The organism is Streptomyces sp. KLMMK, from assembly GCF_036961605.1.
Classification (GTDB): domain Bacteria; phylum Actinomycetota; class Actinomycetes; order Streptomycetales; family Streptomycetaceae; genus Streptomyces; species Streptomyces telluris.
Genome location: NZ_JBAMDC010000140.1, coordinates 1 through 15,367, shown reverse-complemented (window position 1 = coordinate 15,367; position 15,367 = coordinate 1). Strand labels below are relative to the sequence as shown.

The window sequence follows — 15,367 nt, the reverse complement described above, 5'->3', positions numbered from 1 at the left end:
GGCTCGGCGCGGGGTTCCGGCTCGGCATCGAGGTCATGCTCGACGTCCTCGGCTTCGCCGGCGCCCTGAAGGACGCGGACCTCGTGATCACGGGAGAGGGCTCCCTCGACGCCCAGACCCTCCACGGCAAGGCGCCCGCGGGGGTGGCCGCGGCGGCCCGCGAGCGGGGTGTGCCGGTCGTGGCGGTCTGCGGCCGCCTGGCCCTGGAGAGCTCCGCGCTCCAGGGCGCGGGCATCGGCCGCGCGTACGCCCTGACGGACCTGGAGCCGGACCCGCAGCGATGCATGGCCCTCGCCGGGCCACTGCTGGAACGGCTCGCGGAACGCATCGCGGCGGACTGCCTCCCGTAGGCACGGCACGGCCCGGCCCGTAAAACGCCGGCCCGTGAAACGCCGAGTGGGTGGTCCCGAACCCGGAGGTTCGGGACCACCCACTCGTGGTCACCCCGCGACGCAGTCGCTACGGCAGCTGCGTCGCCCTCGCCTCGCGGCGGTTGTCGCGGAACGTGTTCACCCGGCGCGCCGTGGCGAACAGGGGGATCACCGCGCCCAGGACGACCTGGAGCGCACAGCCCGTCTGGAGCAGGAGCTCACCGCCGGGCGCGTCGAACGCCCAGGCGGCCAGCAGGCCCATGCTGAGCACGATCCAGCTGAGCATCGCCACCGCGAGGCGCCCCCGCGGCTTCGGGTACTCGACACGGCTCACCATCAGCCACGCCACGCCCACGATCGCCAGCAGCGTCGGGACGAACGGCAGCTCCAGCAGCACGATCGAGACGACGGTCAGCGCCCCGAAGGGGCTGGGCATGCCCTGGAAGATGCCGTCCCGCAGCTGGACGCACGAGAAGCGCGCCAGTCTCAGGACGACCGCCAGCAGGACCACCACGGCCGCCACGGCCGACACCCGCTGGTGGGCGTCGTCGGCGACCATGCCCCACACGACCACGAAGTACGCCGGGGCGAGCCCGAAGCTGATCAGGTCGGAGAGGTTGTCCAGCTCCGCGCCCATCGCCGAGCTGCGCAGCTTGCGTGCCACGAGCCCGTCGAAGAGGTCGAAGACCGACGCCAGCAGCATCAGTATCACCGCGGTGGCCGCGCTGTGGCGGGCCATGCCGCCGTCCTCGTTCCCCGTGAGGTGGGGGATGAGGACGCCGGTGGTGGTGAAGTACACCGCCATGAACCCGCAGATCGCGTTGCCCAGCGTGAGCGTGTCCGCTATTGAGAGCCGGGTGGACAGCGGCATGTCCTCCGCGTCCTCGGCCTCGTCGGCCTCGGGCACCCAGGATGCCTCTTGATCAATCACGGTCAAGGCGTGTCACCCCCGCCGTGGTCTTCTGTCCGACCTCCACCGCGACCTCGACGCCCTCCGGGAGGTAGATGTCGACGCGCGAGCCGAAACGGATCAGACCGATCCGCTCACCCTGCTCCACCTTGGTGTCCGCGGTGAGGTAGGGCACGATCCGCCGGGCGACGGCGCCGGCGATCTGCACCATCTCGATGTCGCCGAGCTCGGTGTCGAAGTGCCAGACGACGCGCTCGTTGTTCTCGCTCTCCTTGTTGAACGCCGGAACGAAGCCGCCGGGGATGTGCTCGACCGACGTCACGGTGCCGGCCAGGGGGGCGCGGTTGACGTGGACGTTCAGCGGGCTCATGAAGATGGCGACGCGGGTCCGGCCGTCCTTCCACGGCATGATGCTCTGCACCACGCCGTCGGCCGGGGAGATGACCCGGCCCCCCGCGATCTCGCGATCGGGGTCGCGGAAGAACCACAGCATGCCCGCCGCGAGCGCGGTGGTGGGCACGGCCAGCGCCGCCCAGCGGCCGGAGCGCCGGGCGCGGGTGAGGCTGACCGCCGCCGTGGCGACGGTCGGAAGAAGCCACGGCGATGCTCCGCGCGCGAGGCGTACGCCGGCGAGGCTGTCGCGGTGTGCAGAGGAAGAGCTGTGGGGCATGGGTGACCTTCGTAGCGGAGGGTGCCGCGAAACGATTGGGGGACGGCGGCTTTCCGGGGATGCTATCGGTTGCGACCGGCAACTGGCTAAGCGCCAGGGCCAGTAGATGGCCGAACTCCGATGACTGGGTGTGATCTTCTTCTCGGTCAAATCACCCCTAATCGGATATTTATCCCTGGATCCGGTACTCCTCGAGTAGCCGGCGGCCGATGATCATTTTCTGGATCTCTGCCGTCCCTTCACCGATGAGCAGCATGGGTGCCTCTCGGTAGAGGCGCTCGATCTCGTACTCCTTGGAGAACCCGTATCCGCCGTGGATACGGAAAGCGTCCTCCACCACCTCCTTGCAGTACTCGGAGGCCAGGTACTTGGCCATTCCGGCCTCGAGATCGTTGCGACGGCCCGAGTCCTTCTTCCGGGCCGCATTCACCATCATCGCATGCGCCGCTTCGACCTTTGTCCCCATTTCGGCAAGTTTGAACTGGATGGCCTGGTGTTGCGCGATGGGTTTTCCGAAGGTGTGCCGCTGCTGTGCGTAGGCCGCACCCAGCTCGAACGCGCGCTGAGCGACGCCGCAGCCACGTGCTGCGACATTCACCCGGCCCACCTCGACGCCGTCCATCATCTGGTAGAAGCCCCGGCCGGTGACCCCGCCGAGCACGCGGTCGGCCGGAACGCGCAGGCCGTCCATGATCAGTTCGGTGGTGTCGACGCCCTTGTAGCCCATTTTGTCGATCTTGCCGGGGATGGTCAGACCCGGCTTGACCTCGCCGAACCCCGGCTCCTTCTCGATCAGGAAGGTGGTCATCGACTTATGGGGGGCGGTTCCCTCGGGGTGGCCCTCGTCCGTCCTGCACAGCACGGCCACCAGCGTGGAGGTGCCGCCGTTGGTCAGCCACATCTTCTGGCCGTTGAGGACGTATGCGTCGCCGTCGAGCACGCCCTTCGATGTGATTGCCGACACATCCGAGCCCAGGCCGGGCTCCGACATCGAGAAAGCACCCCTGATGTCGCCCGCCGCCATCTTTGGCAGGAAATAGTCCTTCTGTTCCGGGGTCCCGTGCTGCTTGATCATGTAGGCCACGATGAAGTGGGTGTTGATGATCCCCGAGACGCTCATCCAGCCCCGGGCGATCTCCTCCACGCACAGCGCATATGTGAGAAGGGACTCACCGAGGCCGCCGTACTCCTCCGGGATCATCAGGCCGAAGACCCCGAGTTCCTTCAGCCCCTCGACTATCCGGGTGGGGTACTCGTCACGGTGCTCCAGCTCGGTGGCCACCGGGATGATTTCCTTGTCGACGAAGTCACGGACCGTCGCCAGGATTTCCTGCTGGACGTCCGTCAGCCCGTCGGTCTGCGCCAGGCGGCCCATCTCACTTCTCCCGGATGATCGGCTCGGGGCGGCCGGGCTGCTCCCCGCCGCGCTCCTCGGTGTACGTGGCGGTGGGCACCATCACCTTGCGCCGGAAGGTGCAGACCACGGTGCCGTCCTGCTTGTAGCCGATGGTCTCGACGTGGACGATCCCGCGGTCGCTCTTGGACTTCGACGGCGTCTTGCCGAGCACCTTCGTCTCGCCGTAGATGGTGTCGCCGTGGAAGGTGGGTGCGATGTGCTTCAGCGACTCCACCTCCAGGTTGGCGATGGCCTTGCCCGAGACGTCCGGGACGGACATGCCCAGCAGCAGGGAGTAGATGTAGTTGCCGACCACGACATTCTTGCCGAAATCGGTCGTCTTCTCCGCGTAGTTGCCGTCCATGTGCAGCGGGTGGTGGTTCATGGTCAGCAGACAGAACAAATGGTCGTCGTACTCGGTGACGGTCTTTCCGGGCCAGTGTTTGTAGACGTCACCGACAGTGAACTCTTCGTAAGTCCGGCCGAACTGCATCGTGCTCAGGCCTCCGGGATCTCGAACTTCGACGTGCGCGTCATGCCCGCCGCACGGCCCTTGCCCGCGATCACCAGCGCCATCTTGCGGCTGGCCTCGTCGATCATCTCGTCGCCGAGCATCGCCGAGCCCTTCTTGCCGCCGGCCTCGGAGGTGCACCAGTCGTAGGCGTCCAGGATCAGCTCGGCGTGGTCGTAGTCCTCCTGCGTGGGGGAGAAGACCTCGTTGGCCGCCTCCACCTGGCCGGGGTGCAGCACCCACTTGCCGTCGAAGCCGAGGGCCGCGGCCCGGCGGGCGACGTCCTTGTAGCCGTCCACGTTTTTGATCTGGAGGTAGGGGCCGTCGATGGCCTGCAGGTCGTGGGCGCGGGCCGCCATCAGGATCCGCATCAGGATGTAGTGGTAGGCGTCCGCCGGGTAGCCGGGCGGCTGCTCGCCGACGACCAGGGACTTCATATTGATCGAGGCCATGAAGTCGGCCGGGCCGAAGACGATCGTCTCCATGCGCGGCGACGCGGCGGCGATCGCGTCCACGTTCACCAGGCCCTTGGCGTTCTCGATCTGCGCCTCGATGCCGATGCGGCCGGCCTCGAAGCCCATGGTCTTCTCGATCTGGGTCAGCAGCAGGTCCAGGGCGACGACCTGCTGGGCGTCCTGGACCTTCGGCAGCATGATGCAGTCGAGGTTCGGGCCCGCGCCCTCGACGACCGTGACGACGTCCCGGTACGTCCAGTGCGTCGTCCAGTCGTTGACGCGGACCACCCGGGTCTTGCCCGTCCAGTCGCCGTTGTTGAGCGCGTCGACGATGGAGTGGCGGGCGCCCTCCTTGGCCAGCGGGGCGCAGGCGTCCTCCAGGTCGAGGAAGACCTGGTCGGCAGGGAGGCCCTGGGCCTTCTCCAGGAAGCGCGGGTTGCTGCCGGGGACCGCGAGGCACGAGCGGCGCGGGCGCAGCCGGTTCACCGGGGCGGGCGTATTCATGCGGGGACCTCCAACGGGTCGAGGTGGTTCGCTTTCCGGATCTCGTCGACGATACGGCCGATGATCTCCGTGATGCCGAAGTCCTTGGGGGTGAAGACCGCGGCGACGCCGGCCGCGCGCAGGGCGGTGGCGTCCGCGGACGGGATGATGCCACCGACGATGACGGGGACGTCGTCGGCCCCCGTGGCGCGCAGCCGCGCCAGTACGTCGGGCACGAGCTCGGCGTGCGATCCGGAGAGGATCGACAGGCCGACGCAGTGCACGTCCTCGGCGACGGCCGCCGAGACGATCTGCTCCGGGGTCAGCCGGATGCCCTGGTAGACCACTTCGAAGCCGGCGTCGCGCGCGCGGACGGCGATCTGCTCGGCGCCGTTGGAGTGGCCGTCCAGGCCGGGTTTGCCGACGAGCAGCCGCAGCTTGCCGCTGCCCAGGTCGTCGGCGGTACGGGTCACTTTGGCGCGGACGGCGGCCAGCGGGGTGCCGGCCTCCGCGGTGACCGCCACGGGGGCGCTGCTCACGCCCGTGGGCGCGCGGAACTCCCCGAAGACGTCGCGCAGGGCCCAGGACCACTCGCCGGTCGTCACGCCCGCGCGGACGCACTCCAGGGTGGCCGCCATGAGGTTGTCCGAGCCGGCGGCCGCCTTCTTCAGCGCGGACAGCGACTCCTGGGCGCGGGCCTCGTCGCGGTCGTCGCGCCATGCGTGCAGGGAGGCGACGACGCGGGCCTCGTTGGCCGGGTCCACCGTCATGATCGCGGTGTCGAGGTCCGCGGTGAGCGGGTTGGGCTCGGTCGACTCGTAGCAGTTGACGCCGACGATCTTCTCGTCGCCGGCCTCGATCCGGGCCCGGCGCTCGGCGTGCGAGGAGACCAGCTGCGACTTCAGGTAGCCGGACTCGACGGCCGCCATCGCGCCGCCCATGCCCTGGATCCGCTCGATCTCCTCCAGGCACTCGGCGACCAGGCCGGACACCTTGGCCTCGATCACGTGCGAGCCGGCGAAGATGTCGTCGTACTCCAGCAGGTCGCTCTCGTGTGCGAGGACCTGCTGGATCCGCAGGCTCCACTGCTGGTCCCAGGGGCGCGGCAGGCCCAGCGCCTCGTTCCAGGCGGGCAGCTGCACGGCGCGGGCGCGGGCGTCCTTGGAGAGGGTCACGGCCAGCATCTCCAGGACGATGCGCTGGACGTTGTTCTCCGGCTGGGCCTCGGTCAGGCCGAGGGAGTTGACCTGGACGCCGTAGCGGAAGCGGCGCTGCTTGGGGTTCTCGATGCCGTAGCGCTCACGGGTGATCCGGTCCCAGATGCGGCCGAACGCCCGCATCTTGCACATCTCCTCGACGAACCGGACGCCCGCGTTGACGAAGAAGGAGATGCGGGCGACGACGTCGCCCTTGCGGTCCTCGGGGACCTGGCCGGAGGCGAACACCGCGTCGAGCACGGCGATCGCGGTGGACATCGCGTACGAGATCTCCTGGACCGGAGTGGCCCCCGCCTCCTGCAGGTGGTAGCTGCAGATGTTGATCGGGTTCCACTTCGGGATGTTGTTGACCGTGTACGTGATCATGTCGGTGGTCAGCCGCAGCGACGGGCCCGGCGGGAAGACGTGCGTCCCGCGCGAGAGGTACTCCTTGACGATGTCGTTCTGCGTCGTCCCCTGCAGCCGGGTGATGTCGGCGCCCTGCTCCTCCGCGACCACCTGGTACATGGCCAGCAGCCACATGGCGGTGGCGTTGATGGTCATGGAGGTGTTCATCTGCTCCAGCGGGATCTCCCGGAACAGCCGCCGCATGTCGCCGAGGTGCGCGACCGGCACGCCGACCCGGCCGACCTCGCCGCGGGCGAGGATGTGGTCGGAGTCGTAGCCGGTCTGCGTCGGCAGGTCGAAGGCGACCGAGAGACCGGTCTGGCCCTTGGCGAGGTTGCGCCGGTAGAGCTCGTTGGACGCCTCGGCGGTGGAGTGCCCGGCGTAGGTCCGCATGAGCCAGGGCCGGTCCTTTTGACGCTCAGTCATCCCTGTGCTCTCACACGTTCCGGAAGCGGTTGATGGCGTCGATGTGGCGTGCCCGCATCTCCTCGTCACGGACCCCCATCCCCTCCTCGGGGGCCAGCGCGAGCACGCCGACCTTGCCCTGGTGGAGGTTGCGGTGCACGTCGTACGCGGCCTGCCCGGTGTCCTCCAGGCGGTACGTCTTCGACAGCGTGGGGTGGATCTTCCCCTTGGCGATCAGGCGGTTGGCCTCCCACGCCTCGCGGTAGTTGGCGAAGTGCGAGCCGACGATCCGCTTCAGCGACATCCACAGGTAGCGGTTGTCGTACTCGTGGTTGTAGCCGGAGGTCGAGGCGCAGGTGACGATCGTGCCGCCCTTGCGGGTGACGTAGACCGAGGCGCCGAAGGTCTCGCGGCCCGGGTGCTCGAAGACGATGTCGACGTCCTCGCCGCCGGTCAGCTCGCGGATGCGCTTGCCGAAGCGCTTCCACTCGCGGGGGTCCTGCTCGTGCTCGTTCTTCCAGAACCTGTAGCCCTCGGCGGAGCGGTCGATGATCGCCTCGGCGCCCATCCGGCGGCAGATCTCCGCCTTCTTGTCGCTGGAGACCACGCAGATGGGGTTGGCGCCGCCGGCGAGCGCGAACTGGGTGGCGTACGAGCCGAGTCCGCCGCTCGCGCCCCAGATCAGGACGTTGTCGCCCTGCTTCATGCCGGCGCCGTTGCGGGAGACGAGCTGGCGGTAGGCGGTGGAGTTGACCAGGCCCGGGGCCGCGGCCTCCTCCCAGCTCAGGTGGCGCGGCTTGGGCATCAGCTGGTTGGACTTCACCAGCGCGATCTCCGCCAGGCCGCCGAAGTTGGTCTCGAAGCCCCAGATGCGCTGCTCGGGGTCGAGCATCGTGTCGTCGTGGCCGTCGGCGGACTCCAGCTCCACGGACAGGCAGTGGGCGACGACCTCGTCGCCGGGCTTCCAGGCGTTCACGCCGGGGCCGGTGCGCAGCACGACGCCCGCGAGGTCGGAGCCGATGACGTGGTACGGCAGGTCGTGCCGCCGGGCGAGCGGGGAGAGCTTGCCGTAGCGCTCCAGGAAGGCGAAGGTGGACAGCGGCTCGAAGATCGAGGTCCAGACGGAGTTGTAGTTCACCGAGCTGGCCATGACGGCCACGAGCGCCTCGCCGGGCCCGAGTTCGGGCACCGGCACCTCCTCGACGTGCAGCGACTTGCGCGGGTCCTTCTCGCGGGTGGTCAGGCCCTCGAACATGCCGGCCTCGTCCTTGTGCACGGTGACCGCGCGGTAGGACTCGGGGACGGTCAGGGCTGCGAAGTCCTCGGGCGTGGTGTCCGGCGCGAGGATCGCGTCGAGTATCTGGTTCACGGTATTGCCTCCGGCGAAGCACGTCGGGAAACGGCTTGAGGGAACGTCGGGGGTGGTGCAGAGGGTGGAGCAGAGGCGGTGCCGTCGGTTCGGCGGTGGTGCGGGGCGATGCCTGGTGCGGGTGACGCGGCGCCGGTGGGCGCGCTGGGAAATGCCTGTGACGCAGGCGTCCGGGCGCACAGCGTTCTTGTGGGGACAGCCGGCGCACGACGGTTGTTGTCTGCGCGCCGGCCGCCCGGACACGCACAACGTATGGCACGGCGTGCCACACGACAAGACACTCGGTGCCAACAATTTCTCTCAGATGTCATCCCGATGGCACGTATGAGCAACGAAGGCCGCCCCGAGGGGGCGGCCTTCGTCAGTAAAAGAGAGTTTTTGTCTACTTCGTCTTGAGTGCCTTCTCGATGGCTCGCATGACCTCGCCCAGCGGCGCGTCCGTCCGGGCCACGGTCACCAGCACCTCGCCCTCGGTCCGCGCCGAGGCGGCCGGGCCGTCCTCCGCCCGGGCGCGCCCGGCCCCGATGCCCGTGCCGAAGGTCTCCCGCACGATGGCGAACGCGTGGTCGAGCTGGGTCTCCACGTCGCCCTGGCCGCCGCCGCGCAGCCAGCGCCGCAGCACGTGGTTGTGCGCGGTGACGACGGCCGAGGCGGCGACCTCGGCGAGCAGCGGGTCGTCGTCGCCGACGTGGTGGGCGCTCTCGTCGAAGTGGCCGAGGAGGTAGCGGGTGAAGAGCCGCTCGTAGCGGGCCACGGAGGCGATCTCGCGCTCGCGCAGGGCCGGCACCTCACGGGTCAGGCGGTAGCGCTCCACGGAGACGGCGGGGGAGGCCGCGTACATCCGCATGACCTCCTTGATGCCCCGGCAGACGGTGTCGAGGGGGTTCTCGTGCGGCGGGGCCGCGTCCAGCACCCCCGCGGCCCGCACCAGGGTGTCGTCGTGGTCGGGGAAGATGGCCTCTTCCTTGGAGCGGAAGTGGCGGAAGAACGTCCGGCGGGCGACGCCGGCCGCGGCCGCGATCTCGTCGACGGTCGTCGCCTCGTAGCCCTTCGTCGCGAACAACTCCATCGCGGCCGCGGCGAGTTTGCGGCGCATGGTGAGCCGCTGGGCGGCGGCGCGGCGGCTGCCGGCGCTCTCGGTGTCGGGGTGCGGGTCTCTGGTCTCGCGGGGTACTTCTCCGGCCGTGCGCGGGGTGCGGACGGCCTTGGCGGGCTGGGGCATGTGGGGAACGTAACACGCGTCCGCACGGGTGTGCCGGGGCGGACCGTCCCCGGGTTCGAGCAGTCCGCCCCAGCCCACGTCGCGCTCGCGCGCGGTCCGGTCAGGCCTTCGCATACTCGCGGAAGCCGCGGCCCGTCTTGCGCCCCAGGCAGCCCGCCGCCACCAGGTGCTCCAGCAGGGGCGCGGGAGCGAGCCCGGGGTCGCGGAACTCGCGGTGCAGGACCTTCTCGATGGCCAGGGACACGTCCAGCCCCACGACGTCGAGCAGCTCGAAGGGCCCCATCGGATAGCCGCCGCCGAGCTTCATCGCCGCGTCGATGTCGTCCGGGCTCGCGTAGTGCTCCTGCACCATCTTCACCGCGTTGTTCAGGTACGGGAACAGCAGGGCGTTGACGATGAACCCGGCCCGGTCGCCGCAGTCCACGGCGTGCTTGCGCACCTTCGCGCAGACCGCACGGACCGTGGCGTGCACGTCGTCCGCGGTCAGGACCGTGCGGACCACCTCCACCAGCTTCATCGCCGGCGCCGGGTTGAAGAAGTGCATGCCGACGACGTCCTGCGGGCGCGAGGTGGCGCGGGCGCAGGCGACGACCGGCAGCGAGGAGGTCGTCGTGGCCAGCACCGCGCCCGGCTTGCAGACCTTGTCCAGCGTGGCGAACAGCTGCTGCTTGACCGCCAGGTCCTCCGCGACCGCCTCGATCGCCAGGTCGACGCCGGCGAAGGCGTCCAGCGACCCCGCGGGCTCGACGGCCGCCAGCGCGGCCTCCCGCTCCGCCGCCGTGATGCGGCCCTTCTCCACCGAGCGCGCGAGCGACTTCGCCACCCGGGCCCGGGCGGCCTCGGCCTTCTCCTGCGAACGCGCCGCGAGCACGACGCGGTAGCCGGCCTTGGCGAAGACCTCGGCGATGCCGCTCGCCATCGTGCCCGACCCGGCCACGCCGACCGCGCGCACCTCCCGCGGCTGCGCCGCGGACCCGCCGCCGGTGCCCGGCGTCTGCGCGTCGGGCACCACCACGGCCGAGTCCGGCCCGTCGTAGGTGTAGAAGCCGCGGCCCGTCTTGCGGCCGGTCAGCCCCGCCTCCGCGAGCTGGCCGAGGACCGGCGCGGGAGCGTGCAGCCGGTCGTGGGACGCCGCGTACATGGCCTCCAGGACCGTGCGCGCGGTGTCGATGCCGATCAGGTCCAGCAGGGCGAGCGGGCCCATCGGCAGCCCGCAGCCCAGCCGCATCGCGGCGTCGATGTCCTCGCGGCTGGCGTAGCGCGCCTCGTACATCGCGGCGGCCTGGTTGAGGTAGCCGAACAGCAGCCCGTCGGCGACGAAGCCGGGCCGGTCGCCGACCGCGACGGGTTCCTTGCCCAGCTCCCGCGCCAGCGCGGTGACGGCCGCGACGGCGGCGGGCGCCGTGAGCACCGACGAGACGACCTCCACCAGCTTCATCGCCGGCGCCGGGTTGAAGAAGTGCATCCCGAGGACGCGCTCGGGGCGGGCCGAGTCGGCGGCCAGCCGGGTCACGGACAGGGCGTTGGTGCCCGTCGCCAGGATCGCCTCCGGGCGCACGATCGCGTCCAGGGCGGTGAACACCTCGTGCTTGACGGCGTAGTCCTCGGGCACGACCTCGATCACCAGGTCGGCGCCGGCCGCGGCCCGCAGGTCCGTGGCCGTGCGGAAGCGGGCGAGCGCGGCCCGCCGCTCGTCCTCGGTGATGCGCTCGCGGCGCACCGCGCGGGCGGTGGCGTTCTCCAGCGCGCGGACGGCGTGCGCCGCCGCGGCCTCGGAGACGTCGATGCCGGTGACCTCGCGGCCGGCCCGGACGAGGACTTCGGCGATGCCGGTGCCCATGGTGCCGAGGCCGACGACGGCGACGGTCCGCAGGGGGGAGGGGGAGGAGAGGGACGGCTCAGGGGTGGACGTACGGTCCATCGCGAGACTCCAGAAGGTGTTCCCCGGGCGCGGGGATGCATCGGTCGGTTGCCGGTGCAGGCGGGCGGCCCCGGCGGGCCGCGGCGGCTGCGGGATTTTCCGGGTGCGGGATTTCCGGGTACGTACGGGTGAGGGGCGACCACGGAAAGGGAGTTGTGCGACCGGCAGGCCCTGTCCCGGGGCCGTGCCGTACTCGACGGGCCGAACCGACGAACCGACGTCGAAAGCAGCGGGCGGCTGCGTCACCAGGCCGCCCGAGCGGGGGTGCCGCTCTTGCCGGGAGATTAACTCACGGGTAACCAAGAGCGCCAGGGGCGGGGCCGGCGACTTACGATGTGGCGCAGGCCACTCGGGGAGGAGAAGCGGGCAGTGACAGGAGCCGAGAGGGCAGAAGAGGAATTCCGTGCGCTGGTGAAACGGGTGCGGGCCGAACTGGGCACGTCGGCCGAGTTCTCGGAGTTCGAGCGGCTCCTCGCGCTCGTCCGCTCGCGCGAGGGCGGACCCCCCGCCCGGCGCGCGCGGCGCGACGAGCTCGCCGGGATGCTGGTCGCCCCCGAACAACCGCTGTGGGCCCGCGAGATCGCCGCCTTCGTCCTGGGGGCGGAGGGCGACCGGCGGGCCTTCGAGACCCTGATCCTGCTCCTCAACTACCGCGAACCGGTGCGCTGCGCCACCGCCGCCTTCGTCCTCGCCCGCCTCGGCGATCCCCGCACCGCCCGTGCGGCCGCGGCCCTCGCCACCAACCCGCTGCGCACCGCCTACGCCCTGCACCCCGTCCGCCTGCTGACCGAGCTGCGCGCCCCCGAGTCCGTCCCCGCCCTGCTGGCCACGCTCGAACGGCTGCTGGCGGCCCGCGACCACTGCTGGCCGATAGCCCGCGCCTGTGTGGAGGGCCTGGGCGCCCTGGGGGACCGGCGCGCGGAGGACGCCCTGGTCGCGGCCCGCGCGCACGACCGCCTCCGGGCGGCGGCGCACGAGGCGCTGGAGCGGCTCACATGACGGGGAGGGCCATCGCGTGGCGCACCTCCGGTACGGGGGTGTCGAGGCGGCTCTGCGGTACGAGCCCCGCGTAGGCGGTCCGCCATCCGCCCACGCGGATCCCGGCCACGGCGTCGGCCTCGGTCATCGTCCGTATGCGCACCATGGCCGTACGGTAGCGGGCCTCACAGGAGGGTCAGCTGGGTCGCCTGCGGAGGGGCCGGTGCCGCCGGGGCCGGTGGCGGGTCGGGGATGCGGCGGTGGCTTCCGGGGCCCGTGGGGCCTATGCCGAACTCGGCCGCGTATTCGTGGACTTGCCGGGTGATGCGCCGCTGGTACCACTTCGGGGCGTAGGCGCCGTCCGCGTACATCGTCTCGTAGCGCCGCACCAGGTGCGGGTGGTGGCGGGCCAGCCAGGCCGTGAACCACTCGCGGGCGCCCGGCCGCAGGTGCAGGACGAGCGGGGTGACCGAGGTGGCGCCGGAGGCGGCGACGGCGCGCACCGTCGCCCGCAGCTGCTCGGGGGAGTCGCCGAGGAAGGGGATGACCGGCGCCATCAGCACCCCGCAGGGGATGCCGTGCCCGGTGAGCGTCCGGACGGCGTCGAGCCGGCGTGCGGGCGAAGGGGTGCCGGGCTCGACCGTGCGCCACAGCTCGTCGTCGAGGAAGCCGACGGACATCGACACCCCGACGTCGGTGACGGCGGCGGCCTCCCGCAGCAGCTCCAGGTCGCGCAGGATCAGCGTCCCCTTGGTGAGGACCGAGAACGGGTTCGCGCGCTCGCGCAGGGCGTCGATGATGCCGGGCATCAGGCGGTAGCGGCCCTCGGCGCGCTGGTAGCAGTCGACGTTGGTGCCCATGGCGATGTGCTCGCCGCGCCAGCGCGGGGCGGCCAGCTCGCGGCGGAGCGCCTCGGGGGCGTTGACCTTGACGACGATCTGGGTGTCGAAGCCGAGGCCGGTGTCCAGGTCGAGGTAGCCGTGCGTCTTGCGGGCGAAGCAGTACACGCACGCGTGCGTGCAGCCGCGGTAGGGGTTCACCGTCCACTCGAAGGGCATCCGGGAGGCGCCCGGTACCCGGTTGACGATCGTCCTCGCCCGGACCTCGTGGAAGGTGATCCCGCGGAACTCGGGGGTGTCGAGGGTGCGCGTCACCACGTCCGTGCCGAAGAGCGCGCCCGGGCCGGCGTCGGCGCCGTCGTCGCCGAGGTTGGACCAGCGCATGGCACCTCCTTCCCCTCATTCGTTCGAGTGTTCGATCCCTCCCGTCGAGATTAGAACACATGTTCGCGCGCGGCGAGGGGGCCCGGATTTGGGCGGGTGTGGCGTTGGTGGTTGGCTGTGCCGCGAAGCAGGTACGGCAAAGCGCAGCTTTTTCATATGTCCCGGAGGGCAGCATGGGTCAGGTCGAGGCCACGACGGAGCGGATCATCGCGGCGGACCCGGAGGAGGTGTTCGACGCCCTGGCGGACTACACCGGCACCCGGGCCAAGCTGCTGCCCGAGCACTTCAGCGAGTACGAGGTGCGCGAGGGCGGGGACGGCGAGGGCACCCTCGTGCACTGGAAGCTCCAGGCCACCAGCAAGCGCGTCCGCGACTGCCTGCTGGAGGTCGCCGAGCCCACCACCGGGCAGCTGGTCGAGAAGGACCGCAACTCCTCCATGGTCACCACCTGGACCGTCACCCCGGCCGGCGAGGGCAGGGCCCGGGTCGTCGTCAGCACCGTGTGGAACGGCGCCGGCGGCGTCGGCGGCTTCTTCGAGCGCACCTTCGCCCCCAAGGGCCTTGGCCGTATCTACGACGCTGTTCTCGACAAGCTGGCCGCGGAGACCGAGAAGTAGGCGGCGCAGGGCCCAGAGCCAGTCGGTGGAAGCCCGGACCGGTCGCGGTCCGGGCTTCACCGTTTCGGGTGGTTTCCCCCGGCGCCGCGCGGGGCCGCCGTATGCCTCCGACCGGCGCAAAAGCCCCACCGATGGCCTCTCGGGTCAATCCCCTCGGTTGCCCGCCGTTGTCGCGAAATGCGAGAAAAGGGCGGCGATAGCAGGTGCTACGAGGGGAGCGGCACGTGGGTGGGACCACTTTGGTACAGAGCGACGGGCCGGTGCCCGTCCTGCTGCTCGCACCCGAGGCCGCCCCCGCACCTCCGGCGCCCCCCGAACCCCCCACCGCCCGCGGGCGGTTGGGCCTGGTCCGCGCCGGCCTGCTGCTCGCGCTGTTCCTCGCCGCGCTCGACCAGACCGTCGTCGCCACCGCCCTCCCGGCCATCACCGCAGAGCTGCACGGCGCCGGCCGGGCGACCTGGATCATCACGGCCTACCTGCTCGGCTCCGCCGTCGCCGTTCCCGTGCACGGCCGGCTCGGCGAAATCGCCGGCCGCAAGGGCGTCTTCGCCTTCGCCCTCGCCCTGCTCGTCGCCGGCTCCGCCCTCGCGGCCCGGGCGCAGACCATGGACCAGCTCCTCGCCTTCCGCGCCCTCCAGGGCATCGGCGGCGGCGGCGTGCTGGCCGGCGTCCACGCGATCATCACCGACCTGACCCCCGCCCGCGAGCGCCACCGCCGCCTCGGCGCGGCCGCCGCCGTCCTCGCACTCGCCTCCCTCGCCGGGCCGCCGCTCGGCGGCCTCCTCACCGACCACGCCTCCTGGCGCTGGTGCTTCCACCTCAACATCCCCCTCGGCCTGCTCGCCCTCCTCGCAGTCACCTCCGGGCTGCGGCTCCCCCGGCCCGCGCGCCGGGCGCGCTTCGACACCCTCGGCGCCCTGCTCCTCGTCGCCTTCTCGGTCTGCGCGGTCCTGCTGGCCGACCGGGCCGGGACCGCCCCCGCCTGGCACGCGCGCGTCGTCCTCGGCCTCGCCGCCGCCACCCTCGGCACCGCCCTGCTCTTCATCGTCGTCGAGCACCTCGCGGCCGACCCCCTCGTCCCGCCCCGCCTCCTCCATGACCGCACCTTCCTCGTCTGCGCCGCCCTCGGCGCGGGCACCGGCGCGGCCCTCCTCGGCGCCGTCGGCTGTCTGCCCACCTTCCTGCAGACGGCCGACGGCGCAGGCGCCGTCCGGGCGGGGCTGCTGCTCCTG

15 protein-coding genes are annotated in these 15,367 nt (G+C 71.2%); 4 read left to right on the top strand and 11 right to left on the bottom strand.

Features of this window, described 5'->3' with window-relative positions:
• Positions 1–350: glycerate kinase (locus tag V7793_RS20345; protein WP_336008524.1), on the top strand; the 350-nt coding region annotated here is incomplete at its 5' end.
• A 109-nt stretch (positions 351–459) separates the two neighbouring features.
• On the opposite strand, the gene pssA is transcribed toward V7793_RS20345, so the two are convergent.
• The 9 genes from pssA to V7793_RS20300 form a co-directional block, all read right to left on the bottom strand.
• Entirely contained in the window at positions 460–1,308 is an 849-nt protein-coding gene (pssA, locus tag V7793_RS20340; protein WP_168091146.1) for a CDP-diacylglycerol--serine O-phosphatidyltransferase, read from the bottom strand.
• Complete coding sequence (locus V7793_RS20335) at positions 1,295–1,951, bottom strand: phosphatidylserine decarboxylase (RefSeq protein WP_336008521.1); 657 nt, start codon at positions 1,949–1,951, stop codon at positions 1,295–1,297. Before V7793_RS20335 ends, pssA begins: the two co-directional genes overlap by 14 nt.
• Before the next feature lie 169 nt (positions 1,952–2,120).
• Positions 2,121–3,326 carry an acyl-CoA dehydrogenase family protein gene (locus V7793_RS20330; RefSeq protein WP_336008519.1) on the bottom strand — a complete coding sequence of 402 codons (1,206 nt, stop codon included), beginning with the start codon at positions 3,324–3,326 and terminating at the stop codon, positions 2,121–2,123.
• Position 3,327: 1 nt separating this feature from the next.
• Positions 3,328–3,840: a MaoC family dehydratase gene (locus tag V7793_RS20325; RefSeq protein ID WP_336008517.1), complete on the bottom strand. Its 513-nt coding sequence runs from the start codon at positions 3,838–3,840 to the stop codon at positions 3,328–3,330.
• A gap of 5 nt (positions 3,841–3,845) precedes the next feature.
• Complete coding sequence (locus V7793_RS20320) at positions 3,846–4,817, bottom strand: HpcH/HpaI aldolase/citrate lyase family protein (protein ID WP_336008516.1); 972 nt, start codon at positions 4,815–4,817, stop codon at positions 3,846–3,848.
• Entirely contained in the window at positions 4,814–6,826 is a 2,013-nt protein-coding gene (locus tag V7793_RS20315; RefSeq protein WP_336008514.1) for a protein meaA, read from the bottom strand. Before V7793_RS20315 ends, V7793_RS20320 begins: the two co-directional genes overlap by 4 nt.
• Positions 6,827–6,836: 10 nt before the next feature.
• A complete protein-coding gene (ccrA, locus tag V7793_RS20310; protein ID WP_336008512.1) occupies positions 6,837–8,174 on the bottom strand; it encodes a crotonyl-CoA carboxylase/reductase in 1,338 nt (445 codons plus the stop codon).
• A 382-nt stretch (positions 8,175–8,556) separates the two neighbouring features.
• Positions 8,557–9,396: a TetR family transcriptional regulator gene (locus tag V7793_RS20305; protein WP_058042495.1), complete on the bottom strand. Its 840-nt coding sequence runs from the start codon at positions 9,394–9,396 to the stop codon at positions 8,557–8,559.
• 100 nt (positions 9,397–9,496) lie between these two features.
• Complete coding sequence (locus tag V7793_RS20300; RefSeq protein WP_336008509.1) at positions 9,497–11,317, bottom strand: 3-hydroxyacyl-CoA dehydrogenase family protein; 1,821 nt, start codon at positions 11,315–11,317, stop codon at positions 9,497–9,499.
• Between the two features lie 369 nt (positions 11,318–11,686).
• On the opposite strand from V7793_RS20300, the gene V7793_RS20295 reads away from it, so the two are divergent.
• The gene (locus V7793_RS20295) at positions 11,687–12,316 is read left to right on the top strand and encodes a HEAT repeat domain-containing protein (protein ID WP_336008507.1); all 630 of its coding nucleotides are present in this window, start codon (positions 11,687–11,689) and stop codon (positions 12,314–12,316) included.
• Here the strand turns inward: V7793_RS20295 and V7793_RS20290 are convergent.
• Positions 12,309–12,461 carry a hypothetical protein gene (locus V7793_RS20290; protein ID WP_443057950.1) on the bottom strand — a complete coding sequence of 51 codons (153 nt, stop codon included), beginning with the start codon at positions 12,459–12,461 and terminating at the stop codon, positions 12,309–12,311. The genes V7793_RS20295 and V7793_RS20290 overlap by 8 nt on opposite strands.
• A 19-nt stretch (positions 12,462–12,480) precedes the next feature.
• Complete coding sequence (locus tag V7793_RS20285) at positions 12,481–13,518, bottom strand: Rv2578c family radical SAM protein (protein WP_336008505.1); 1,038 nt, start codon at positions 13,516–13,518, stop codon at positions 12,481–12,483.
• 173 nt (positions 13,519–13,691) lie between these two features.
• Between V7793_RS20285 and V7793_RS20280 the strand changes: the two genes are divergently transcribed.
• Both V7793_RS20280 and V7793_RS20275 read left to right on the top strand, forming a co-directional pair.
• Positions 13,692–14,135 (top strand): SRPBCC family protein, encoded by a 444-nt coding sequence (locus V7793_RS20280; RefSeq protein WP_336008504.1) that lies wholly within the window; start codon positions 13,692–13,694, stop codon positions 14,133–14,135.
• A gap of 224 nt (positions 14,136–14,359) precedes the next feature.
• Positions 14,360–15,367: MFS transporter (locus V7793_RS20275; protein ID WP_336008502.1), on the top strand; the 1,008-nt coding region annotated here is incomplete at its 3' end.